This is a genomic window from Streptomyces sp. NPDC086023, assembly GCF_044540325.1.
Classification (GTDB): Bacteria; Actinomycetota; Actinomycetes; order Streptomycetales; family Streptomycetaceae; genus Streptomyces.
The window spans coordinates 17,203-37,429 of record NZ_JBITRX010000009.1 but is presented as its reverse complement, the minus strand read 5'-3'; the positions used below and the strand labels follow the sequence as shown (position 1 = coordinate 37,429).

Annotated in this window: 22 protein-coding genes; 13 read left to right on the top strand and 9 right to left on the bottom strand. The window is 73.0% G+C overall.

All coding sequences use genetic code 11. The features are described from left to right. The first annotated feature begins 41 nt into the window (after positions 1 to 41). The 6 genes from ACIF6F_RS18985 to ACIF6F_RS18960 all read left to right on the top strand — a co-directional run bounded on the left by ACIF6F_RS18985 (position 42) and on the right by ACIF6F_RS18960 (position 5,462). Positions 42 to 1,280: a MurT ligase domain-containing protein gene (locus tag ACIF6F_RS18985; RefSeq protein ID WP_399947934.1), complete on the top strand. Its 1,239-nt coding sequence runs from the start codon at positions 42 to 44 to the stop codon at positions 1,278 to 1,280. A 21-nt stretch (positions 1,281 to 1,301) separates the two neighbouring features. Then, positions 1,302 to 2,030, top strand: coding sequence for a type 1 glutamine amidotransferase (locus tag ACIF6F_RS18980; RefSeq protein ID WP_399947932.1), 729 nt, complete (start codon positions 1,302 to 1,304; stop codon positions 2,028 to 2,030). A 259-nt stretch (positions 2,031 to 2,289) separates the two neighbouring features. Then, a complete protein-coding gene (locus ACIF6F_RS18975; protein WP_399947930.1) occupies positions 2,290 to 3,315 on the top strand; it encodes a 6-phosphofructokinase in 1,026 nt (341 codons plus the stop codon). A gap of 124 nt (positions 3,316 to 3,439) precedes the next feature. Beyond that, positions 3,440 to 4,399, top strand: a complete 960-nt coding sequence (locus tag ACIF6F_RS18970) for a cytochrome c oxidase assembly protein (RefSeq protein WP_399947929.1) — start codon at positions 3,440 to 3,442, stop codon at positions 4,397 to 4,399. 79 nt (positions 4,400 to 4,478) lie between these two features. Then, the gene (locus tag ACIF6F_RS18965) at positions 4,479 to 4,637 is read left to right on the top strand and encodes a hypothetical protein (RefSeq protein WP_399947927.1); all 159 of its coding nucleotides are present in this window, start codon (positions 4,479 to 4,481) and stop codon (positions 4,635 to 4,637) included. 117 nt (positions 4,638 to 4,754) lie between these two features. Next, positions 4,755 to 5,462, top strand: a complete 708-nt coding sequence (locus ACIF6F_RS18960; RefSeq protein ID WP_399947925.1) for a lysophospholipid acyltransferase family protein — start codon at positions 4,755 to 4,757, stop codon at positions 5,460 to 5,462. A 65-nt stretch (positions 5,463 to 5,527) separates the two neighbouring features. Here the strand turns inward: ACIF6F_RS18960 and ACIF6F_RS18955 are convergent, their stop codons facing one another. From ACIF6F_RS18955 to ACIF6F_RS18925, 7 genes are all read right to left on the bottom strand, one after another. After that, complete coding sequence (locus ACIF6F_RS18955; RefSeq protein WP_399947923.1) at positions 5,528 to 7,180, bottom strand: alpha/beta hydrolase; 1,653 nt, start codon at positions 7,178 to 7,180, stop codon at positions 5,528 to 5,530. Between the two features lie 196 nt (positions 7,181 to 7,376). After that, positions 7,377 to 8,150, bottom strand: coding sequence for an urease accessory protein UreD (locus ACIF6F_RS18950; protein ID WP_399947921.1), 774 nt, complete (start codon positions 8,148 to 8,150; stop codon positions 7,377 to 7,379). Next, complete coding sequence (gene ureG, locus ACIF6F_RS18945) at positions 8,147 to 8,839, bottom strand: urease accessory protein UreG (RefSeq protein ID WP_399947919.1); 693 nt, start codon at positions 8,837 to 8,839, stop codon at positions 8,147 to 8,149. The genes ACIF6F_RS18950 and ureG overlap by 4 nt, the downstream gene beginning before the upstream one ends. Positions 8,840 to 8,897: 58 nt before the next feature. Then, positions 8,898 to 9,665 carry an urease accessory protein UreF gene (locus ACIF6F_RS18940; RefSeq protein ID WP_399947918.1) on the bottom strand — a complete coding sequence of 256 codons (768 nt, stop codon included), beginning with the start codon at positions 9,663 to 9,665 and terminating at the stop codon, positions 8,898 to 8,900. Positions 9,666 to 9,685: 20 nt separating this feature from the next. Continuing rightward, complete coding sequence (locus ACIF6F_RS18935) at positions 9,686 to 11,407, bottom strand: urease subunit alpha (protein WP_399947916.1); 1,722 nt, start codon at positions 11,405 to 11,407, stop codon at positions 9,686 to 9,688. Then, positions 11,400 to 11,711, bottom strand: a complete 312-nt coding sequence (locus ACIF6F_RS18930) for an urease subunit beta (RefSeq protein ID WP_399947914.1) — start codon at positions 11,709 to 11,711, stop codon at positions 11,400 to 11,402. The genes ACIF6F_RS18935 and ACIF6F_RS18930 overlap by 8 nt, the downstream gene beginning before the upstream one ends. An 8-nt stretch (positions 11,712 to 11,719) precedes the next feature. Further along, positions 11,720 to 12,022: an urease subunit gamma gene (locus ACIF6F_RS18925; protein WP_399947912.1), complete on the bottom strand. Its 303-nt coding sequence runs from the start codon at positions 12,020 to 12,022 to the stop codon at positions 11,720 to 11,722. 687 nt (positions 12,023 to 12,709) lie between these two features. Between ACIF6F_RS18925 and ACIF6F_RS18920 the strand changes: the two genes are divergently transcribed. Then, positions 12,710 to 13,219 carry a C40 family peptidase gene (locus ACIF6F_RS18920; RefSeq protein WP_399947910.1) on the top strand — a complete coding sequence of 170 codons (510 nt, stop codon included), beginning with the start codon at positions 12,710 to 12,712 and terminating at the stop codon, positions 13,217 to 13,219. 91 nt (positions 13,220 to 13,310) lie between these two features. Further along, entirely contained in the window at positions 13,311 to 13,703 is a 393-nt protein-coding gene (locus ACIF6F_RS18915) for a VOC family protein (protein WP_399947908.1), read from the top strand. Positions 13,704 to 13,794: 91 nt separating this feature from the next. Here ACIF6F_RS18915 and ACIF6F_RS18910 read toward each other — a convergent pair whose 3' ends face one another. Further along, positions 13,795 to 14,247, bottom strand: a complete 453-nt coding sequence (locus ACIF6F_RS18910; RefSeq protein WP_399947906.1) for an ATP-binding protein — start codon at positions 14,245 to 14,247, stop codon at positions 13,795 to 13,797. A gap of 226 nt (positions 14,248 to 14,473) precedes the next feature. On the opposite strand from ACIF6F_RS18910, the gene ACIF6F_RS18905 reads away from it, so the two are divergent. After that, positions 14,474 to 15,337 carry a helix-turn-helix domain-containing protein gene (locus ACIF6F_RS18905; protein ID WP_399947904.1) on the top strand — a complete coding sequence of 288 codons (864 nt, stop codon included), beginning with the start codon at positions 14,474 to 14,476 and terminating at the stop codon, positions 15,335 to 15,337. 14 nt (positions 15,338 to 15,351) lie between these two features. After that, on the top strand, positions 15,352 to 15,582 hold the full coding sequence (locus ACIF6F_RS18900; RefSeq protein ID WP_399947902.1) for a DUF397 domain-containing protein: 231 nt from the start codon (positions 15,352 to 15,354) through the stop codon (positions 15,580 to 15,582). 27 nt (positions 15,583 to 15,609) lie between these two features. Here the strand turns inward: ACIF6F_RS18900 and ACIF6F_RS18895 are convergent, their stop codons facing one another. Beyond that, positions 15,610 to 16,800, bottom strand: a complete 1,191-nt coding sequence (locus ACIF6F_RS18895; RefSeq protein ID WP_399947901.1) for an 8-amino-7-oxononanoate synthase — start codon at positions 16,798 to 16,800, stop codon at positions 15,610 to 15,612. Positions 16,801 to 16,948: 148 nt separating this feature from the next. Here ACIF6F_RS18895 and bioB point away from each other — a divergent pair, with 148 nt between their 5' ends. Genes bioB through bioD form a run of 3 tightly spaced genes read left to right on the top strand, consistent with a single transcriptional unit; the run spans position 16,949 to position 20,217 of the window. After that, positions 16,949 to 18,202: a biotin synthase BioB gene (bioB, locus tag ACIF6F_RS18890; RefSeq protein ID WP_399947899.1), complete on the top strand. Its 1,254-nt coding sequence runs from the start codon at positions 16,949 to 16,951 to the stop codon at positions 18,200 to 18,202. Further along, complete coding sequence (locus ACIF6F_RS18885) at positions 18,195 to 19,499, top strand: adenosylmethionine--8-amino-7-oxononanoate transaminase (RefSeq protein ID WP_399947897.1); 1,305 nt, start codon at positions 18,195 to 18,197, stop codon at positions 19,497 to 19,499. Before bioB ends, ACIF6F_RS18885 begins: the two co-directional genes overlap by 8 nt. A 1-nt stretch (position 19,500) precedes the next feature. Further along, on the top strand, positions 19,501 to 20,217 hold the full coding sequence (gene bioD, locus ACIF6F_RS18880; RefSeq protein WP_399947895.1) for a dethiobiotin synthase: 717 nt from the start codon (positions 19,501 to 19,503) through the stop codon (positions 20,215 to 20,217). The last annotated feature ends 10 nt before the right edge of the window (positions 20,218 to 20,227 follow it).

The following is a 20,227-nucleotide window of genomic DNA, read 5'->3' as shown; positions in this document are numbered from 1 at the left end:
GATAGGCTGAGCCCGGACCGACGCAAGGAGGAGCAGGGACGATGGCAGGCAACACGGAGCCGCTTTCGCCGCGGGCCAAGCTGGCCGTGACGGCGGGCAAGGCCGCGGCGGCGGTGTCGCGGGCCGCGGGGCGGGGCAGCGGATCGGTGATCGGAGGCAGGGTCGCCCTCAAGCTCGACCCCGATCTGCTGGGACGGCTGGCGCAGCACCTCGACGTCGTCCTCGTCTCGGCGACGAACGGCAAGACCACGACGACCCGGCTGATCGCGGAGGCCCTGCGGGCCAGCGGCCCGGTCGTCTCCAACGCGCTCGGCGCGAACATGCCCGCGGGCATCACCTCCGCCCTGGCGGGCGGCTCGGACGCCAAGTACGGCGTCATCGAGGTGGACGAGAAGTACCTGGCCGGTGTGGCCAAGGACACCACGCCCAAGGCGATCGCGCTGCTGAACCTCTCGCGCGACCAGCTCGACCGCGCCGCCGAGACCCGCATGCTGGCGGAGAAGTGGCGCGAGGGCCTGGCCGGCACCAAGGCCGTGGTCGTGGCCAACGCCGACGACCCGCTGATCGTGTGGGCCGCCTCCTCCTCCCCCAACGTGGTGTGGGTGGCCGCCGGCCAGGAGTGGAAGGACGACGCCTGGTCGTGCCCCTCCTGCGGCGGCGTGATGCAGCGCCCGGGCGACGACTGGTTCTGCGGCGAGTGCGGCTTCCGCCGCCCGACCCCGAGCTGGGCCCTCAGCGGCGACCACGTACTCGACCCGCACGGCAGCGCCTGGCCCATCCACCTCCAGCTGCCGGGCCGCGCGAACAAGTCCAACGCCGCCACCTCGGCCGCCGTCGCCGCCGTCTTCGGCGTCCCGCCGCAGGTCGCGCTGGAGCGCATGTACCAGGTGCAGGCCGTGGCAGGCCGCTACGACGTGGTCGAGTTCCTGGGCCGGCAGGTGCGCCTACTGCTCGCGAAGAACCCCGCGGGCTGGCTCGAAACGTTTTCCCTCATCGACCCGCCGCCGACGCCGGTGATCCTCTCGGTGAACGCGCGCGGCGCCGACGGCACCGACACCTCCTGGCTGTGGGACGTGGACTACGGACGCCTGGCCGGCCACCCGATCTTCGTGATCGGCGACCGCAAGCTGGACCTCGCGGTGCGCCTGGAGGTCGCGGGCGTGGACTTCCGGGTCTGCGAGACCCTCGACGAGGCCGTGCAGCTCGCGCCGCCCGGACAGATCGAGCTCATCGCGAACTACACCGCCTTCCAGGACGTCCGCCGCCGCGTCGGCAACTAGCACCCTCAAGGACACATGAGCATGAGCGACAACAGCCTGCGTCTGGTGTGGGTCTACCCGGACCTGCTCAGCACGTACGGAGACCAGGGCAACGCCCTCGTCGTCGAGCGCCGCGCCCGCCAGCGGGGCCTGGACGTCCAGCGCCTCGACGTGCGCAGCGACCAGCCGGTGCCCACCTCCGGTGACATCTACCTGATCGGCGGCGGCGAGGACCGGCCCCAGCGGCTGGCCGCCGAGCGGCTGCTGCGCGACGGCGGCCTCCAGCGCGCGGTGTCCAACGGCGCGATCGTCTTCTCGGTGTGCGCCGGGTACCAGATCCTGGGCCAGGAGTTCGTCAACGACCAGGGCCAGCGCCAGGAGGGCCTCGGCCTGCTCGACGTGGTCACGGTGCGCGGCGAGGGCGAGCGGTGCGTCGGCGACGTCCTCGCGGACATCGACCCGAACCTGAACCTCCCGCAGCTCACCGGCTTCGAGAACCACCAGGGCGTCACGCACCTCGGCCCGACCGCCCGCCCGTTCGCCCAGGTCCGCCTGGGCCGCGGCAACGGCACCGGGGACGGCACCGAGGGCGCGTACAACGACACCGTCTTCGGCACGTACATGCACGGCCCCGTGATGGCCCGCAACCCGCAGATCGCGGACCTGCTGCTCAAGCTGGCCCTCGACGTGAACGCGCTGCCGCCGGTCGACGACCGCTGGTACGAGGCGCTGCGCGCCGAGCGCATCGCGGCGGCCACGCAGCCTGCCTGACCTGCCGGGCGGCCCGCCCGGACGCGACACGGCCCGACGGCCGGGACACCTCCTGGAGGGGTCCCGGCCGTCGGTCGTTTCCCCCCAATTCGGGCGCTCTTCTGGGCACCTCGACGCTCGTCGGAGTTTCCTCCACATACACCTGCCCGGAATCTGGAGCATGGTTCAGTCCAGCGCCGATCCGCTTGTAGGGTGGCGGTAGTTCCAACCGGACGACGTGGTCCGGTCGTCGGCCCACGTTGCAAAGGTTTTTCCTGCCATGCGCATTGGTGTGCTCACTTCCGGCGGCGACTGCCCCGGCCTGAACGCCGTCATCCGCTCCGTCGTCCACCGCGCCGTCGTCGACCACGGCGACGAGGTCATCGGCTTCCACGACGGCTGGAAGGGCCTGCTGGAGGGCGACCACCGCAAGCTGGACCTGGACGCCGTCGCCGGCATCCTGGCCCGCGGCGGAACGATCCTCGGCTCCTCCCGGGTCCAGCCCGCGCACCTGCGCGACGGCGTGGAGCGCGCCCGCGGGCACGTCGCGGACCTCGGTCTGGACGCCATCATCCCGATCGGCGGCGAGGGCACCCTCAAGGCGGCCAACCTGCTCTCGCAGGCCGGACTGCCCATCGTCGGCGTGCCGAAGACCATCGACAACGACATCTCCTCGACCGACGTCACCTTCGGCTTCGACACCGCCGTGGGCGTGGCCACCGAGGCACTCGACCGCCTGAAGACCACCGCCGAATCCCACCAGCGGGTCATGGTCGTCGAGGTGATGGGCCGCCACACCGGCTGGATCGCCCTGCACTCGGGCATGGCCGCGGGCGCCCACGCCATCGTCGTGCCGGAGCGGCCCTTCGACATCGAGGAGCTCACGAAGATCGTCGGCGAGCGCTTCTCCGCCGGGAAGCGGTTCGCGATCGTCGTCGTCGCCGAGGGCGCCAAGCCGCTGGAGGGCACGATGGAGTTCGCGTCGGGCGGTACGGACATCTACGGCCACGAGCGCTTCGCGGGCATCGGCAACATCCTCGCCGTCGAGCTGGAGCGCCGCCTGGGCAAGGAGGCGCGGCCGGTCATCCTGGGCCACGTGCAGCGCGGCGGCACGCCCACCGCGTACGACCGGGTGCTCGCCACCCGCTTCGGCTGGCACGCGGTGGAGGCCGCGCACCGCGGCGAGTTCGGCATGCTGACCGCCCTGCGCGGCACCGAGATCGAGATGGTGCCGCTGGCGGACGCGACGGCCGCGCTGAAGACCGTCCCGGCCGAACGGTACGCCGAGGCGCAGAACGTACTGTGATGTGATCAATCCGTACAGACCCGCCCCCGGCCGCTTCGGCGTCCGGGGGCGGGTCTAGTGTGGTGGGGCACCACAGGCACCACCACACGGGGCCCCACGAGGGCCCACCTCCAGGAGTGAACACATGGACCACAGCGGGCACGGCATGGACGGCATGACCATGGACCTCCCGCCGTTCACCCTGGGGCGGGGGCTGGAGTTCTCCTCCGACCCCTTCTTCCTGATCGCGTGTCTCCTGGGGCTCGGCCTCTACGGGTGGGGCGTGCTGCGGCTGCGCCGCCGCGGGGACGCCTGGCCGGCGGGCCGCACGGTCGCGTGGGCGGCCGGCGTGCTGAGCGTGGCGCTGGTGATGAACACCATGCTGAACGACTACGGCATGGTGATGTTCAGCGTCCACATGGTGCAGCACATGGTCATCTCGATGCTGTCGCCGATCCTGCTGCTGCTGGGCGCGCCGATGACGCTGGCGCTGCGGGCGCTGCCGCCGGCGGGGCGGGGCCGCAAGGGGCCGCGCGAGCTGCTGCTGATGCTGCTGCACAGCCGGTACATGCGGGTGATCACCCACCCCGTGTTCACGATCCCGATGTTCATCGCCTCGCTGTACGGCCTGTACTTCACGCCGCTGTTCGACTTCCTGATGGGCAGCAGGGCCGGGCACATCGCGATGATGGTGCACTTCCTGATGGTGGGCCTGGTGTTCTTCTGGCCGATCATGGGCGTGGACCCGGGCCCGCACCGGCCCGGCTACATCATGCGGATGCTGGAGCTGTTCGCCGGCATGCCGTTCCACGCCTTCTTCGGCATCGCGCTGATGATGGCGAGCGAGCCGATGGTCGGTACGTACGCGAACCCGCCGGCCTCCCTCGGCATCGAGGCCCTGTCCGACCAGACCGCGGCCGGCGGCATCGCCTGGGCGTTCAGCGAGATCCCCTCGGTGCTGGTGCTGATCGCGCTGATCTTCCAGTGGTACCGCTCGGAGCAGCGCCAGGCCAAGCGGGCCGACCGCGCCGCCGACCGGGACGGCGACAAGGAGCTGGAGGCGTACAACGCGTACCTCGCCTCGCTCCAGGCGCGCGGCCGCTGACGGCACCCGGTGGGCCGGCGGCCCGGCCGGAGGGCCGCGTCGGTGGCGCTTCCGGCGGTCCAGGCCCCACGATGGGGGTATGTCCGGATCCTTGAAGGCGATGGCCGTGCTCCTCGTGGGGGCCCTCGTGGTGATCTCCGCCTACTCGGCCACCATCGGCAGCAACGGGTGGCTCTGGTTCGCGTGGATCGTCCTGGCGCTCCTGACGGCGGGCGTGGCCGCCTCCCGCAGCTCCTGACCTCGCGCCCCCGCCCCGGCCGGCCACCGGCGGGTGCCACCCCGTGTCGCCGGGTGCTTACCCTGCGCGGTCCCCGCTCTTAGAGTGGTCGCTTCCGGGCCGTTAGGGGGCTACCGCGTGTTCTACCACCTGCTCAAGCACGTGCTGCTGGGGCCGCTGCTGCGGCTGCTGTTCCGTCCGCGCATCGAGGGACTGGAGAACATCCCGGAGGAGGGTGCGGCGATCGTCGCGGGCAACCACCTGTCGTTCTCCGACCACTTCCTGATGCCCGCGATCCTCAAGCGCCGGATCACGTTCCTGGCCAAGGCCGAGTACTTCACGGGCCCCGGGGTCAAGGGCCGGCTGACTGCGGCGTTCTTCCGCAGCGCGGGGCAGATCCCGGTGGACCGGTCGGGCAAGGAGGCCGGGCAGGCCGCTCTCCGCGAAGGACTGGGGGTGCTGGCCAGGGGCGAGTTGCTGGGGATCTACCCCGAGGGCACGCGCTCGCACGACGGGCGGCTGTACAAGGGGAAGGTCGGGGTGGCCGCGATGGCCCTCACGGCGGGGGTGCCGGTGATCCCCTGCGCGATGGTCGGCACCTTCGAGATCCAGCCGCCCGGCCAGGTGGTGCCGCGGATCCGGCGGGTCACCATCCGGTTCGGGGAGCCGCTGGACTTCTCCCGGTACGCCGGGATGGAGGGCGAGAAGGCGGTGCTGCGGGCGGTCACCGACGAGATCATGTACGCGATCCTGGGCCTGTCGGGGCAGGAGTACGTCGACCGGTACGCGACCGTCGTCAAGGCCGAGGCCGAGGAAGCGAAGAAGGCCCAGCGCAGGTCGCGCTGAGCCTTCCTCACCGTTGACGGACTGCCGGGCATCCGGGATGCGGATGCCCGGGTCCGGATTCTGTACTAGCGGACGGCCGGCAGGTCGGCGCCGGCCAGGGCCTTGGCCTCGGCGCGGGCCTTGGCGGCGGTGGGGACCACCGGGGCGGCGTGCGGGGCGCAGGTCACGTCACGCACGTCGATCTTGCCGTTGAGCAGGTAGTCGTCCACGCGGCTGTTGATGCAGGGGTTCACCAGACCGGTGACACCGTGCGAGCCGGCACCCTTCTCGGTGATCAGGCGCGAGCCGGCGAGGCGCTTGTGCAGCTCGACGGCACCCTCGTACGGGGTGGCCGCGTCACGGGTGGACTGGACGATCAGGACGGCCGGGAGACCGCTGTTGACCTTCACCTCGACCGGGGTGGACTGCTTGGCGCCCCAGGTGGCGCAGGGGAGGTTCATCCAGGCGTTCGCCCAGGTCATGAACGGGTAGTCCTTGTGGAGCTTGGTGTTGTCGCGGTTCCAGACGCTCCAGGCGGTGGGCCACTTGGCGTCGGCGCACTCGACGGCGGTGTAGACGGCGTTGCCGTTCTCCGCGGCCTTGTTGCCGGCGATGTCCGTCATGTCCGCGGCGGCCGCGTCGATGAGGCCCTGCTTGTTGCCCGCCACGTAGTCGGCCCAGGTCTGGGCGACCGGCACCCAGGCGGAGTCGTAGTACGGGGCGCTCTGGAAGAAGCCGATCAGCTCGGCCGGACCGACCTTGCCGCCGAGAGGGGCCTTCTTGGCCTCGGCGCGGAGCTTCAGCCACTGCGCCTCGACCTTGGCGGAGGTGTCGCCGAGGTGGAAGGTGGCGTCGTTCTTCGCGACCCACTTCTTCCAGTCGTTCCAGCGCATCTGGAAGGCGACGTCCTGGTCCAGGTTGGCCTGGTACCAGATCTTCTCCTTCGACGGGTTCACGACGCTGTCGACGATCATGCGGCGCACGTGCGTCGGGAACAGCTCCGCGTAGACGGCGCCGATGTAGGTGCCGTACGAGACGCCGAGGAAGTTGAGCTTCTTCTCGCCGAGGGCGGCGCGGATCACGTCGATGTCGCGCGCGGTGTTCGGCGTGGTCATGTGCGGCAGCATCCAGCCGCTGCGCTCCTTGCAGCCGTCCGCGTACTCGGCGGCGAGCTTGCGCTGGGCGCGCTTGTCGGCCTCGGTGTCCGGGACCGGGTCCATCTTCGGGCCCTTGACGAACTCCTGCGGGTCGATGCAGGAGATCGGGGTGGAGTGGCCCACTCCGCGCGGGTCGAAGCCCACGAAGTCGTACGCCTTCGAGGTGTTCACCCACAGCGGGGCCTTGGTGGTCACGCGGCGCGGGAAGCGCATGCCGGAACCGCCGGGGCCGCCGGGGTTGTAGAGGAGGGCACCCTGGCGCTCGGCCTTGGTGCCGGTGTTGCCGATGCGGTCGACGGCGAGCTCGATCTGCTTGCCGTACGGCTTGGTGTAGTCCAGCGGGACCTTGACGAAGCCGCACTGGATCGGGGCCTCGAAGCCCCAGTCGGCCGGACAGGCCTTCCAGTCGATGCCCTTGCGGGCGGCGCGGGCGGCGGCGATCGCCGTGCCACGAGCCGCGGAGGTGGTCGTTCCGCTCTGGGTCTGGGTGTCGGCCGCGGCCGACGGTGCCACGACGGCACCCGCGATGAGCGTGCCCGCTATCAGAGTGCCCGCGCTGCCGAGCACCGCTGTGCGTATCACGTGTAAATCCCCCTGCGTCATGTGCGACCGTTTTGTGGCCGTCTTGTGTCTGACTGCAGATGGATCCTGTCGTCTGTGAGGTCCCCGGCAACAGAGTGACGGGCCGTTCTTTACCAAGCCGATAACCGGACCGGCGTGTACCGCTGAGCGGTACGGCAGTTGACGCCCCGGCCGGGCCCCCGTGCACGGCCCCGCATCAGCCGGCGTACGTGCGGCAGGCCTCGTCCAGCAGCCGCCGCAGCTGCAGCCCGTCCGCGGCCAGCACGGTGACCAGCACCGCCGGCCCGGCGAGCGGGGTGACGGCCGCGGACTCGCCGAGCAGGGCCGGGGCGGGCGGGGCGGCCGCGAACTCGGGCCGTACGACGAGCAGCTGGCCCAGGGCGCGGTGCCCGCCGAGGACCGCGGGTCCGTCCCAGCCGCCGGGAGCGCCCGGCCCGCACGACAGTTCCTGGTCCAGCAGCGGCCGGCCGCCCAGCGTCACCGTGAGCCTGCTGGTGAGCAGCCCCGGCGGCTCCCCGGCGCGGCCGAGCACCTGCTCCTCGCGCAGCAGCAGGCGGGCGGTGGGGGCGAGTTCGGCCCGGGTGGTGGCGTGCAGCCGGCTGCCGCGCACGGAGACCAGGGGTTCGGGGAGCCAGTGGAGCACCGCCCCGTCGGCGACGCCCAGGCGCACGTCGTAGCGGGCGGGCGCGCCGGTGCGGCCGGGGAGGGCGAGGGTGGCGGCGGCGGACGTGACGGTGAGGTCGGCGCCCGGGCCGACGGTGGCCTCGACCGCGAGGTGGTCGCCGCCCAGCGGGGCGCTCATGGCACCGACCAGGGTGACGCGGGCGCCGGTGCCGGTGGAGCGGGTGCGGCGGAGCGCCAGGGGTCCCTCGCCGTGGAGCTCGGGGAGCGCGGTGCCGCCGCGCCCGTCGGCGGTGGCGGTGATCCGGGCGGTGGCACGGAGACCGGGGGCGGCCAGGCGGGCGGTCATGCGGCGAGGGCGGTCCAGGCGGCCAGCCGCTCCCGTACCCAGGCCGCGACCGGGGCGACGCCGTCCTCGGCGGCCAGCGAGGTGAACGCGACCGGGAGTTCACCGCGCTGGGCCCGGGCGTCCTCGGCCATCCGGCCGAGATCGGAGCCGACGTACGGGGCGAGATCGGTCTTGTTGACCACGAGGAGGTCGGAGGTCGTGACGCCGGGGCCGCCCTTGCGCGGGATGTCGTCCCCGCCCGCGACGTCGATCACGAAGATCTGCGCGTCGACGAGGCCCTTGGAGAAGGTGGCCGTGAGGTTGTCCCCGCCGGACTCCACGAGCACCAGGTCCAGCGGGCCGACCGCGTCCTCCAGGTCCTCCACCGCTTCGAGGTTGGCGGAGATGTCGTCGCGGATGGCGGTGTGGGGGCAGGCCCCCGTCTCCACGGCGGCGATCCGCTCGGGCGGCAGGACGGCGGCGCGCAGCAGGAAGTCGGCGTCCTCGCGCGTGTAGATGTCGTTGGTGACCACGGCGAGGGAGAACTCCTCGCGCAGCGCCCGGCAGAGGGCGGCGACGGTGGCGGTCTTGCCCGAGCCGACCGGGCCGCCCAGTCCGATGCGCAGGGCGCGGCGGCGTCCGTCGCCGCGCACGGGAGGGGCGCCGTGGGTGTGGCGCGGGGGGTAGGTCTCGGCGTGGTCGAGGTGCATGGGGGCTCCAGGTCGGATGGGTCGGGTGGCGGGGTGCCGGCCGGCGGGCGGCGGACGGTCAGGAGGCGAACAGCCGTACCGGCCAGGCGGCGTGGGCCTGCGCGCCGATTTCCAGCAGGGGCGAGGACGCGGCGGGCAGGGCGCCGGTGCCGGCCCGGCGTGCGCGGTGCGCGGCGGCGGTGGCGCGCTCGGCGACCTCGTCGAGTTCGGGGGTGAGGCGGGCCAGGACGGCGGTGGCCTCGAAGGGGTCGAGGCCGAGCAGCCGTACGGTCGCCGTGGCCGGTCCCCCGGTGCTCTCGTACGCGGCCACGTGCGCGGCGTCGAGCGGGCCCAGCCCCGCGGCGCGGGCGGCCAGGCCCAGGACCACCGGCTGGTGGGCGCCCCTGGGGTACGCGGCCGCCAGCGCCTCCAGACCGGGGTCGCCGGGCCAGACGGAGCGCGCGGCCCGGGTGAGCTGGCGGCCCAGCCGGCGGGCGGCGGTCCGGAGGGCGGGCGCGGGGGTACGGGCGTCCGCCGCGGCGTCGAGCTCCGCGGGGTCGATCCCGAGGGCCCCGGCGGCCGCGAGGGCGGCGGCGACGAGTCCCGCGGTGTGGAGCCGGCCCCGGCAGAAGTCCTCCAGGGTGGCGGCGTCCCGGATCCGCCCGGCCTTGACCGCGGCCTCGGCGCCCCCGGAGTGGGCGTGGCCGCCCGCCGGAAACCGCCCGTCCGCCAGCAGCAGGAGGGCGGCCCGGCCACCGGCGGGCGCGGCCGTGGGCGTGGGCGCGGCCGTGGGCGAGGCTGCTTCCCGGGGCGCGGCCGTGGGCGAGGTCGCCGTCGTGGTCGTCATACCCGTCGGTCCCTTCCTGCTCAGAAGAGGAAGTACCGCTGGGCCATGGGCAGTTCGACGGCCGGAGCCGGTTCCACGGCCTCGCCGTCGATCGTCACCGTGAAGGTGTCGGGATCGACCTCCACCCGCGGACGGGCGTCGTTCTCCCGCATGTCCGCCTTGGTGACCCCGCGAGTGCTGTCGATGGCCACGAACTCCTTGCCCAGTCCGAGCCGTTCGGGCAGTCCGTCGGCCAGCGCCGCCGGTGCGGTGAAGTTGACCGAGTTGCGGGCGGGGGCCCGCCCGTGCCCCCCGAACATGGGGCGCGGCAGCACCGGTTGCGGGGTGGGGATCGAGGCGTTGGCATCGCCCATCTGCGCGTAGGCGATCTGGCCCCCCTTGATCACCAGCTGGGGGCGGACGCCGAAGAACGCGGGCTCCCAGAGCACCAGGTCGGCGAGCTTGCCGGCCTCGACCGAGCCGATCTCGCGGGCCAGGCCCTGGGCGACGGCCGGGTTGATCGTGTACTTGGCGACGTAGCGGCGGGCCCGGTGGTTGTCGGCCCGCCCGTCTCCGGGCAGGGCGCCGCGGCGGCGCTTCATCACGTGGGCGGTCTGCCAGGTCCGCAGGATCACCTCGCCGACCCGGCCCATGGCCTGGGAGTCGGAGGAGATGATCGAGATGGCGCCGAGGTCGTGCAGCACGTCCTCGGCGGCGATGGTCGCGGGCCGGATCCGGGACTCGGCGAAGGCGAGGTCCTCGGGCACCGCGGGGTTGAGGTGGTGGCAGACCATCAGCATGTCGAGGTGCTCCTCGACGGTGTTGACGGTGTGCGGCCGGGTCGGGTTGGTCGAGCTCGGCAGCACGTTGGCCTCGGAGACCACCGTGATGATGTCGGGCGCGTGCCCGCCGCCCGCACCCTCGGTGTGGTACGCGTGGATGGTCCGTCCGCCGATCGCGGCGAGGGTGTCGCCGACGAAGCCCGCCTCGTTGAGGGTGTCGGTGTGCACGGCCAGCTGGGCGCCGGTCTCCTCGCACACGCCCAGGCAGGCGTCGATGACCGCGGGCGTGGCCCCCCAGTCCTCGTGGATCTTGAACCCGAGTGCGCCGCCCCGCAGTTGCGAGTGCATGGCCTCCCGGGAGGTGGTGTTGCCCTTGCCGAGCAGGCCGATGTTGACCGGGTGGGCGTCGAGGGCGGCGAACATCCGGGCGAGGTGCCAGGGCCCCGGCGTGACGGTGGTGGCCTTGGTGCCCTCGGCGGGGCCGGTGCCGCCGCCGACGAGGGTGGTGATGCCGGAGGCGAGCGCCTCGTCGAGGATGGTCGGCGAGATGAAGTGGACGTGCGCGTCGATGGCACCGGCGGTGAGGATCTTCCCGTTGCCCGAGATGATCTCGGTCTCGGGGCCGATGACCAGGGCCGGGTCCACGCCGTCCATGGTGTCCGGGTTGCCGGCCTTCCCGATGCCGGTGATCCGGCCGTCGCGCAGGCCGACGTCCGCCTTGACGACGCCCCAGTGGTCGAGGACGACGGCGCCGGTGATCACGGTGTCGGGCGCGCCCTCCGCCCGGGTGGTCCTGGCCTGGCCCATCGACTCGCGGATCACCTTGCCGCCGCCGAACACCGCCTCGTCGCCCGCGCGGCCGGGGCCGCCGCAGCGGTCCTCCTCGATCTCGACGAGCAGGTCGGTGTCGGCGAGCCGGATGCGGTCGCCGGTGGTGGGCCCGTAGAGGTCGGCGTAGGCCTGCCGGGTCAGTTCAGCCATCGAGGGGTCCCCCCGTCTCGCCGCGCAGCCCGGGTACGGTGCGCAGCCCGGCCAGCGGTACGAGCTGCACCTCGACCGGGATGCCCGGCTCGAAGCGCACGGCGGTGCCCGCCGCGACGTTCAGCCGCAGTCCGCGCGCCGCGGCGCGGTCGAAGCCGAGCCCGGGGTTGGCCTCGGCGAAGTGGTAGTGGGAGCCGACCTGTACGGGCCGGTCGGCGGTGTTGAGCACGGTGAGCCGGGTGACCGGTCGGCCCGCGTTCAGGGGCACGGGGCCCTCTCCGAGGAGGATTTCGCCGGGGATCACAGTGCTCCTCAGACGATCGGGTCGTGGACGGTGACGAGCTTGGTCCCGTCCGGGAAGGTCGCCTCGACCTGGACGTCGTGGAGCATCTCCGGGATGCCCTCCATCACGTCCTCGCGGGTGAGGACCTTGCGGCCGGAGGCCATCAGCTCGGCCACCGTCCTGCCGTCCCGGGCGCCTTCGAGGATGTGGCTGGTGATCAGCGCGATGGCCTCGGGGTGGTTCAGCAGCAGCCCGCGGGCCCTGCGTCGTTCCGCCACGTCGGCAGCGACGTGGATGAGGAGTCTTTCCTGCTCGTGCGGCGTCAGTTGCACGGTGCCACCTCACTGTCGTCCTGGCGAGTCACAACCGGGCTCGAACGTTAGGGCGCGCGCTTTACCGTCGCGTTAATTCACGTTTCGGGCAATGACCCGGTTCGGGATGTCCGGCAATTCGCCTGCCCTTCTGTATACGGCACTTGCCAGGGCCCACCGTACGCACCCGTGCACGGTGCGTGACGACCGTTGGGCGTAACCGCGCCGCCACGGCTCCCCGTTCGGAGTAACGCCGTCGTGTCGCACCGGCCCGGCGGGGGCGGCCGGGACGGCCGTGGACGTCGGCGCAGGTCCGGAGGGGTTTCACCCGCCCGGGAACGGCAGGCAGAACGGGTTGAAATCCCATTTGGGGCACACGTGATGAGAGTCACATAAGGGTGACTTAAGGCGTAATTCGGACACTTGGTGGGCCAGGATCCGGGGGACGACAAGCCCCCGCCACCGCGGCGGGGCGGCCCGGGCGGACGCCGAGTCCTGCCGCCTCACCCGGGTGACTGGTCGACAGGAGTGCACCGGCAGGAGTGGAGGACCCAGGCAGTACGGAGCGGCGGGCCACCGGCCCGTCCGCTCCTCGGGGTGAAGCCGCCCCGGCCCTTCCCGTACGGGAGGGACCGGCGCGGCCGGGCGAACTTCGCAGGTCCGAACCCGACAGGTCATCCTTCACAGGCGGCTGACGAAGGGTTGCGCATGTCCGCGCTGAACAAGAACGCGCCGTACCGGAACGTGCTGAACAGAAGCGTTCCGTCGATGCTGTCCCGGGCCGGGGTCACCTCGGCCCTCGCCCTGGCCGTCGTCGGGGGCACCGTCCTCGCCCCCGGCGCCGCTCCCGAGGCCCGGGCGGCGAGTTCGCACGCCGCGAAGGCCCTGCAGGTGGCCGCGTCCAAGGAGGGCTCCCCGTACCTGTGGGGCGCCACGGGGCCCCACCGCTTCGACTGCTCGGGGCTGATGCTCTATTCGTACAAGCGCGCAGGCAAGAAGCTGCCCCGCACCGCGGCCCAGCAGTACAACCGCACCACGCACGTCGCGGCCGGCTTCAGGCAGCCGGGCGACCTGGTCTTCTTCCACTCGGGGGGCAGCGTCTACCACGTGGGCATCTACGCGGGCGGCGACCGGATCTGGCACTCCCCCAAGACCGGTTCGACGGTCCGTCTGGAACGGATCTGGACCAGCAGCGTGAAGTACGGCCGGGTGCGCTGAGCAGCCGTGAAATCGGCTGCGCGGCTCCCGGCACGCGGCTAGGTTGACGCCGCGGCGGCGTCCCGCCGCGGCGTCAGCGCAAGGGAGACCCGTGTCCTACCTCAACCCCGTCCGGCACATCACCTTCGATGCCCACGACCCCTACCTGGTGGCCGGGTTCTGGGCCGCACTGACCGGCGCGTCGGTCCATCCGGACGACAAGCCGGGAGACGACGAGGTGCTCGTGGACCCGGGCGTGCCCGGCGTGCCCGGGCTGCTCTTCATCCGCGTCCCCGACGCCAAGACCGTCAAGAACCGCGTCCACCTGGACATCCAGCCGCCCGCCGGCACCCGGGACGAGGAGGTCGAGCGGCTCACCGGGCTCGGCGCGCGCGTCGTCGACGACCGCCGGACCCCGGACGGCATGGGCTGGGTCGTGATGGCGGACCCAGAGGGCAACGAGTTCTGCGTGGAGCGCAGCGCGGTCGAACGCGGCCTGGCCTGAGGCCCCGGCCGCGGAGCGCCCGTCTCCGGCCGGCGCGCACGGCGGCGCGTACGGCGGCGCGCACGGCGGCGCGTTCGGCCGGCTCAGGCGGTCAGCGGGGGCGGTCGGCGCCGGCCGCCGGGGCGGCCGCCCGCCACGGGAGCGCGATCCACACGGTCTTGCCGCCGTCCTCGGTGGGGCTGACCGACAGCCGGCCCCCGGCCTCCGCGGTGAGCCAGCGGATGATCACCATGCCCCGGCCGTTGTCCTGCTGGACGGCGGCCGGCAGCCGCCTGGGCCAGCGCGGATGGCTGTCCGTGACGCCGATCCGCAGCTGCTCGTCGCGCTCCAGGCGCAGCTCGACCGTGAAGACGGGCGACTGGCCGAAGGTGTGCTGCACGGCGTTGGTGGCGAGTTCGGAGACCATCAGGCGGACGGAGTCGGCCTGATCGTCCTCCGCCGGCAGCCCCCACTCGGACAGCACGTCCGCGACGTACCTCCGGGCCGTGGCCACCGACGCGGGATCGCTCGGCAGAGTGACGGATGCTTCCAGGTGGTCTGCCATGGCGACGCTGTCCCTTTCCCACCGGGGCCGGACTCCGACTTGGCGCGGATGACCTCGAGGACGGCTCCGGATCTGTGCTTCGCGCCAGACTGCCACTCCGGGTGCCGCCGGTGCTGGCGTTCCACCAAGATATGCATATATCTGTCGCTCAAAGCGGTGAACTCTGCTACGGAAGACCGTATTTGGGCGCAAGACCGGCGGGTGTGCCGGGTGGAAGGAGGCCGGCATGCAGCACGGTCCCGCGGTTCGCCGACGCAAGCTGGGTGAGGAGCTGCGGGCGCTGCGCGACCGGACCGGGCTCACCAGCGGTGAGACGGCCCGGATGCTCGGCTGGCACCAGTCGAAGATCAGCCGAATCGAGACGGGCCGCAGTGGCGTGAAACCAGAGGACGTCCGGCTGCTGCTGGACGCGTACGGGGTCGCGGACGCCCGGGAACGGGCGCTGCTGGAGGCGCTGGCCGCCTCGGCGGGCGACACGGGGCGGGGCCGCCAGTGGTGGCACGAGTACCGGGGCCTGCTGCCGCAGGAGTACCGGGACTTCATCAGTCTGGAGGCCGGCGCGAGCGCGGCCCGCACCGTCGAGCTGTCCGTGGTGCCGGGGCTGCTCCAGACCGCTGCGTACGCGCGTGCCGTGACCCGGGCCGCGCTCGGGGGGCTGCCCGAACCCAAGGTGGACGCGCTGGTCGACGTACGGCTGGCGCGGCAGACGGTGCTGCGGGCGGATCCGCCCCTGGAGCTGAGCGCGGTGCTCGACGAGGCGGTGCTGCGGCGGCAGATCGGCGGTCCGGACGTGATGGCGGAGCAGCTGCGGCACCTCGTGGCGGTGGCCCGGCTGCCCCAAGTGCGGCTCCAGGTACTGCCGTTCAGCGTGGGAGGTCATCTCGGCCTCACGGGGCCTTTCGTCATTTTCTCATTTCCGAACATTGCTGATCTGGATGTGGTTGTTCTCGACCATTTGACGAGTAGCCTCTATCTGGAGCGGAAAGAAGACCTCGAGGCGTACAGCGCCGCCTTCCGCACCATCCAGGCGCACGCCCTCCCGCCCCAGGACTCGTCGGACCTCATCAGCGCGATCGCTGACGGCGCGTAAGGAGGCACAGCCCCATGTCCGCAACCCCCTCACCCCCGAGCGGACTCAGGAACAGCGCGAACTGGCGGCGCAGCAGCTACAGCACCGGCATGAACAACTGCGTCGAGACCGCCGGCCCCGCCGGCGGCGTACTGGCCGTACGCGACTCCAAGCGGGCCGGAGGACCCGCACTGCTCTTCACCGCGACGGCCTGGCAGGGCTTCCTGTCCTACGTACGGGCCGACCCGCCCGGCTCCGGGAGCTGACCCCCTCTCCCCCGGAACCGGCAGGTCTCAGCCGGCGGTCGGCGCGGTCCGCAGGATCGTGCCGACCGCCTGCGTGATCTGGGCGTCCGTCAGGTCGGCCCGGGCGGTCAGCCGCAGCCGCGAGATGCCGTCCGGCACCGACGGCGGCCGGAAGCAGCCCACCGCCAGCCCCGCCTCGCGGCAGTCGGCCGCCCAGCGCAGCGCTGCCCCCGGGGAGGGCGCCCGTACCGAGACCACGGCCGCGTCGGGCCGGGCCGCGGTGAGCCCCGCACCGGTGAGCCGGCCGTACAGCGCCGCCGCCACCTCGCGGGCCCGCGCGGCCCGCTCCGGCTCCCGGCGCAGCAGCCGCAGGCTGCCGAGCGCGGCGCCCACGGCCGCGGGAGCGAGCCCGGTGTCGAAGATGAAGGTCCTGGCGGTGTTGACCAGGTGCTCGATGACCTTGGCCGGGCCGAGGACGGCGCCGCCCTGGCTGCCCAGCGACTTCGACAGCGTCAGCGTGGCCACGGTCCCGTCGGCGCCGGCCAGACCGGCCGCGGCGAGCGCGCCCCGCCCGCCCTCGCCCAGCACTCCCAGGCCGTGCGCGTCGTCGACGACCAGGGCGGCGCCGTACGCGCGGCAGACCTCGGCATGGGCGGCGAGCGGGGCGGCGTCCCCGTCCACGGAGAAGACCGAGTCCGTGACCACCATGGCCCGGCCCCCGAAGGCTTCGAGGGTCTTGCGGACCGCCTCCGGGTCGGAGTGCGGGACCACCGCGGTCCCGGCGCGCGAGAGGCGGCAGCCGTCGACGATCGAGGCGTGGTTGCCCGCGTCGGAGACGACCAGGGTGTCCCGGGCGCTCAGCGCGGTGACGGCGGCGAGGTTGGCGGCGTACCCGGAGGAGAGGACCAGCGCGGCCTCGAACCCGCAGAACTCGGCGAGCTCCCGCTCAAGCTCCGCATGAAGCTCGGTCGTGCCGGTCACGAGGCGCGATCCGGTGGCCCCGGCCCCCCAGCGGCGCGCGGCCCCGGCCGCCGCCTCGGTGGTCTCCGGGTGATGGGCGAGACCGAGGTAGTCGTTGCTCGCGAGGTCCAGCAGGTCCGACTCGGCGGGCCGGGGGCGCAGGGTGCGTACGAGTCCGGCCTGCTCACGGGCGCGGGCCGCCTCGTCGATCCAGGCGAACACGTCCGCGGGGGCGGGGACGGGGTGCGGCGGAACGGGCGGCGGTGCGTCCTGCGTCATCGGCTCAGTCCTCGCGATTTGTCGGCTGTCCACAGACCCTAACGGGCACTGATCGTGACCGAGGTGTGGCGATACACACACCCCGAAGCCGCCATGTTGTCCGATCTCTCCTTGGCCGAGGGCGGTCCCGTAAGCCAGGATCACCGTCATGGACCTGCTGAACACCCTGGTGGACAAGGGGCTGCGGCGTGAGCTGCCGACCCGCGAAGAGGCGCTCGCCGTGCTGGCGACTTCCGACGACGAACTGCTCGACGTGGTGGCCGCGGCCGGCAAGGTGCGCCGCCAGTGGTTCGGCCGCCGGGTGAAGCTGAACTACCTCGTCAACCTGAAGTCCGGGCTGTGCCCCGAGGACTGCTCGTACTGCTCGCAGCGGCTCGGCTCGAAGGCCGACATCCTCAAGTACACGTGGCTGAAGCCCGAGGAGGCCTCCAAGGCCGCCGCCGCGGGTGTCGCGGGCGGCGCCAAGCGCGTCTGCCTGGTGGCCAGCGGCCGCGGTCCGACGGACCGCGACGTGGACCGGGTGTCCAAGACCATCGAGGCGATCAAGCAGGACAACGAGGGCATCGAGGTCTGCGCCTGCCTCGGGCTGCTCGCCGACGGCCAGGCCGAGCGCCTGCGCGAGGCCGGTGCCGACGCGTACAACCACAACCTCAACACCTCCGAGGCCACGTACGGGCAGATCACCAAGACCCACACGTACGCCGACCGGGTGGACACCGTGCAGAAGGCGCACGCAGCCGGCCTGTCGGCCTGCTCCGGCCTGATCGCGGGCATGGGCGAGAGCGACGAGGACCTGATCGACGTCGTCTACTCGCTGCGCGAGCTGGACTCGGACTCGGTGCCGGTCAACTTCCTGATCCCCTTCGAGGGCACCCCGCTGGCCAAGGAGTGGAACCTCACCCCGCAGCGCTGCCTGCGGATCCTGGCGATGGTCCGCTTCGTCTGCCCCGACGTCGAGGTCCGGATCGCCGGCGGCCGCGAGGTGCACCTGCGCTCGATGCAGCCGCTCGCGCTGCACATCGCGAACTCGATCTTCCTGGGCGACTACCTCACCAGTGAGGGCCAGGCCGGCCAGGCCGACCTCGACATGATCGCGGACGCCGGTTTCGAGGTGGAGGGCGCCGGCGAGACCACCCTCCCGAAGCACCGCTCCGAGGTCACGTCCGGCGGCGGCTGCGGCTCCCACGGGGGCGGCGCCTCGCTGTGCGGTTCCCAGGCCGGCGCGGGCTGCGGGTCCGGCTGCGGCGGGTGCGGCTCGCACGAGGAGCCGGCCGCGCGGGCCGACGTACCGGCGGAGACCGCCGCGTCCGCGCCGCAGCAGGCGGAGCCGGGCGAGGTGCGGCCGGAGCTGGTCGCCGTACGCCGTCGCGGTGCGGGAACGGACCTCGCGCCGAATGCCTGATCCGCTCTCCGCCGCCGACCTGCTCGCGCTCGACCGGCAGCACGTCTGGCACCCGTACGGTCCGATGCCCGGACGCCAGGAGCCGCTCGTGGTCTCCTCGGCGTCCGGGGTCCGGCTGCGGCTGGCCGAGCCGGCCGAGGGCCGCGACGAGCTGGTCGACGGGATGTCCTCCTGGTGGTCGGCCGTCCACGGCTACAACCACCCGGTGCTGAACGAGGCGGTGCGCGGGCAGCTGGACCGGATGAGCCACGTGATGTTCGGCGGGCTCACGCACGAGCCCGCCGTCCGGCTCGCCGCCCGGCTCGTGGAGATCACCCCCGCGGGGCTGGAGCACGTCTTCCTGTCCGACTCCGGCTCGGTCTCGGTCGAGGTCGCGATCAAGATGTGCCTCCAGCACTGGCGTTCGATGGGGCGGCCGGGCAAGACCCGGCTGCTCACCTGGCGGGGCGGCTACCACGGCGACACCTGGCAGCCCATGGCCGTCTGCGACCCCGACGGCGGGATGCACGAGCTGTGGTCGGGTGCGCTGCCGCGCCAGGTGTTCGCGGACGCGCCGCCGGCCGGTTTCGACGCGGCGCCGGACCCCGCGTACGTCGCCCACCTGCGCGAGCTGGTGGCGGCGCACGCGCACGAGCTGGCCGCGGTCATCGTGGAGCCGGTGGTGCAGGGCGCGGGCGGCATGCGCTTCCACTCCCCCGCATACCTGCGGGTGCTGCGCGAGCTGTGCGACGAGTACGAGGTCCTGCTGGTCCTGGACGAGATCGCGACCGGCTTCGGGCGCACCGGAGCGCTCTTCGCCGCGGACCACGCTGGGATCACCCCGGACGTGATGTGCGTGGGCAAGGCGCTGACGGGCGGCTACCTCTCGATGGCCGCCACGCTGTGCACGGCGCGGGTGGCGGACGGCATCTCGCGGGGCGAGGTGCCGGTGCTGGCGCACGGGCCGACGTTCATGGGCAACCCGCTGGCCGCCTCGGTGGCGCTGGCCTCGATCGACCTGCTGCTCGGCCAGGACTGGGCCCGGGAGGTCAAGCGGATCGAGGCGGGCCTGCGGGAGGGGCTGGCCGGGGCCGCCGCGCTGCCCGGGGTCAAGGACGTCCGGGTGCTCGGCGCCGTCGGCGTGGTGCAGCTGGACCACGAGGTGGACATGGCCGCGGCCACCCGGGCCGCGGTGCGGGAGGGCGTCTGGCTGCGTCCCTTCCGTGACCTGATCTACACGATGCCGCCGTACGTGTCCTCGGACGAGGACGTGGCGCGGATCGGCCGCGCGGTGTGCGCGGCGGCACGGGAAGGCTGAGATGAGCGTGCTCGTCGTGTCCGGTACGGGCACGGAGATCGGCAAGACGGTGGTGACCTCGGCGATCGCGGCCGCCGCCTTGGCGGCCGGACGGTCGGTGGCGGTGCTGAAGCCCGCGCAGACCGGGGTGGCGCCGGACGAGGCCGGCGACGTCGCCGAGGCGGCGCGGCTCGCCGGGCCGCTGACCGGCCTCGAACTGGCCCGCTACCCGGAGCCGTTGGCGCCGGACACCGCCGCGCGCCGGGCCGGCATGCCGTACGTCTCCCCCGAGGAGGTGGCGGAGGCGGCCGGGAAGCTGGCCGCGGAGCACGACCTGGTGCTGGTCGAGGGCGCCGGCGGGCTGTTCGTGCGCTTCGACGGCGCCGGGCACACGCTCGCCGACGCGGCCCGGCTGCTGGACGCTCCGGTCCTGGTGGTGGTCCCGGCCGGGCTGGGGACGCTCAACTCGGCCTTCATGACCAGCGAGGCGATGGCCTCGCGGGGGCTCGCGCACGCGGGCGTGGTGATCGGCAGCTGGCCGGACGCGCCCGGGCTGGCCGAGCGGTGCAACCTGGCCGACCTGCCGTCGGTCTCCCGCGCCCCGCTGGTGGGTGCGGTGCCCGAGGGCGCCGGCCGGCTGGACCCCGCGGGCTTCCGCGCGGCCGCTCCCGGGTGGCTGGCACCGGAACTCGGCGGGACCTGGGACGCCGGGCGGTTCCTGGCGAGCTGGCCGGCGTGACGGCGGTCCC

Bases quoted from the DNA above. Each gene is read 5' to 3' on its own strand.
- ACIF6F_RS18985 (WP_399947934.1), top strand. From the start codon at position 42: ATGGCAGGCAACACGGAGCCGCTTTCGCCGCGGGCCAAGCTGGCCGTG.
- ACIF6F_RS18980 (WP_399947932.1), top strand. From the start codon at position 1,302: ATGAGCGACAACAGCCTGCGTCTGGTGTGGGTCTACCCGGACCTGCTC.
- ACIF6F_RS18975 (WP_399947930.1), top strand. From the start codon at position 2,290: ATGCGCATTGGTGTGCTCACTTCCGGCGGCGACTGCCCCGGCCTGAAC.
- ACIF6F_RS18970 (WP_399947929.1), top strand. From the start codon at position 3,440: ATGGACCACAGCGGGCACGGCATGGACGGCATGACCATGGACCTCCCG.
- ACIF6F_RS18965 (WP_399947927.1), top strand. From the start codon at position 4,479: ATGTCCGGATCCTTGAAGGCGATGGCCGTGCTCCTCGTGGGGGCCCTC.
- ACIF6F_RS18950 (WP_399947921.1), bottom strand. From the start codon at position 8,150: ATGACCGCCCGCCTGGCCGCCCCCGGTCTCCGTGCCACCGCCCGGATC.
- ureG (WP_399947919.1), bottom strand. From the start codon at position 8,839: ATGCACCTCGACCACGCCGAGACCTACCCCCCGCGCCACACCCACGGC.
- ACIF6F_RS18940 (WP_399947918.1), bottom strand. From the start codon at position 9,665: ATGACGACCACGACGGCGACCTCGCCCACGGCCGCGCCCCGGGAAGCA.
- ACIF6F_RS18935 (WP_399947916.1), bottom strand. From the start codon at position 11,407: ATGGCTGAACTGACCCGGCAGGCCTACGCCGACCTCTACGGGCCCACC.
- ACIF6F_RS18920 (WP_399947910.1), top strand. From the start codon at position 12,710: ATGTCCGCGCTGAACAAGAACGCGCCGTACCGGAACGTGCTGAACAGA.
- ACIF6F_RS18910 (WP_399947906.1), bottom strand. From the start codon at position 14,247: ATGGCAGACCACCTGGAAGCATCCGTCACTCTGCCGAGCGATCCCGCG.
- ACIF6F_RS18905 (WP_399947904.1), top strand. From the start codon at position 14,474: ATGCAGCACGGTCCCGCGGTTCGCCGACGCAAGCTGGGTGAGGAGCTG.
- ACIF6F_RS18900 (WP_399947902.1), top strand. From the start codon at position 15,352: ATGTCCGCAACCCCCTCACCCCCGAGCGGACTCAGGAACAGCGCGAAC.
- ACIF6F_RS18895 (WP_399947901.1), bottom strand. From the start codon at position 16,800: ATGACGCAGGACGCACCGCCGCCCGTTCCGCCGCACCCCGTCCCCGCC.
- bioB (WP_399947899.1), top strand. From the start codon at position 16,949: ATGGACCTGCTGAACACCCTGGTGGACAAGGGGCTGCGGCGTGAGCTG.
- ACIF6F_RS18885 (WP_399947897.1), top strand. From the start codon at position 18,195: ATGCCTGATCCGCTCTCCGCCGCCGACCTGCTCGCGCTCGACCGGCAG.
- bioD (WP_399947895.1), top strand. From the start codon at position 19,501: ATGAGCGTGCTCGTCGTGTCCGGTACGGGCACGGAGATCGGCAAGACG.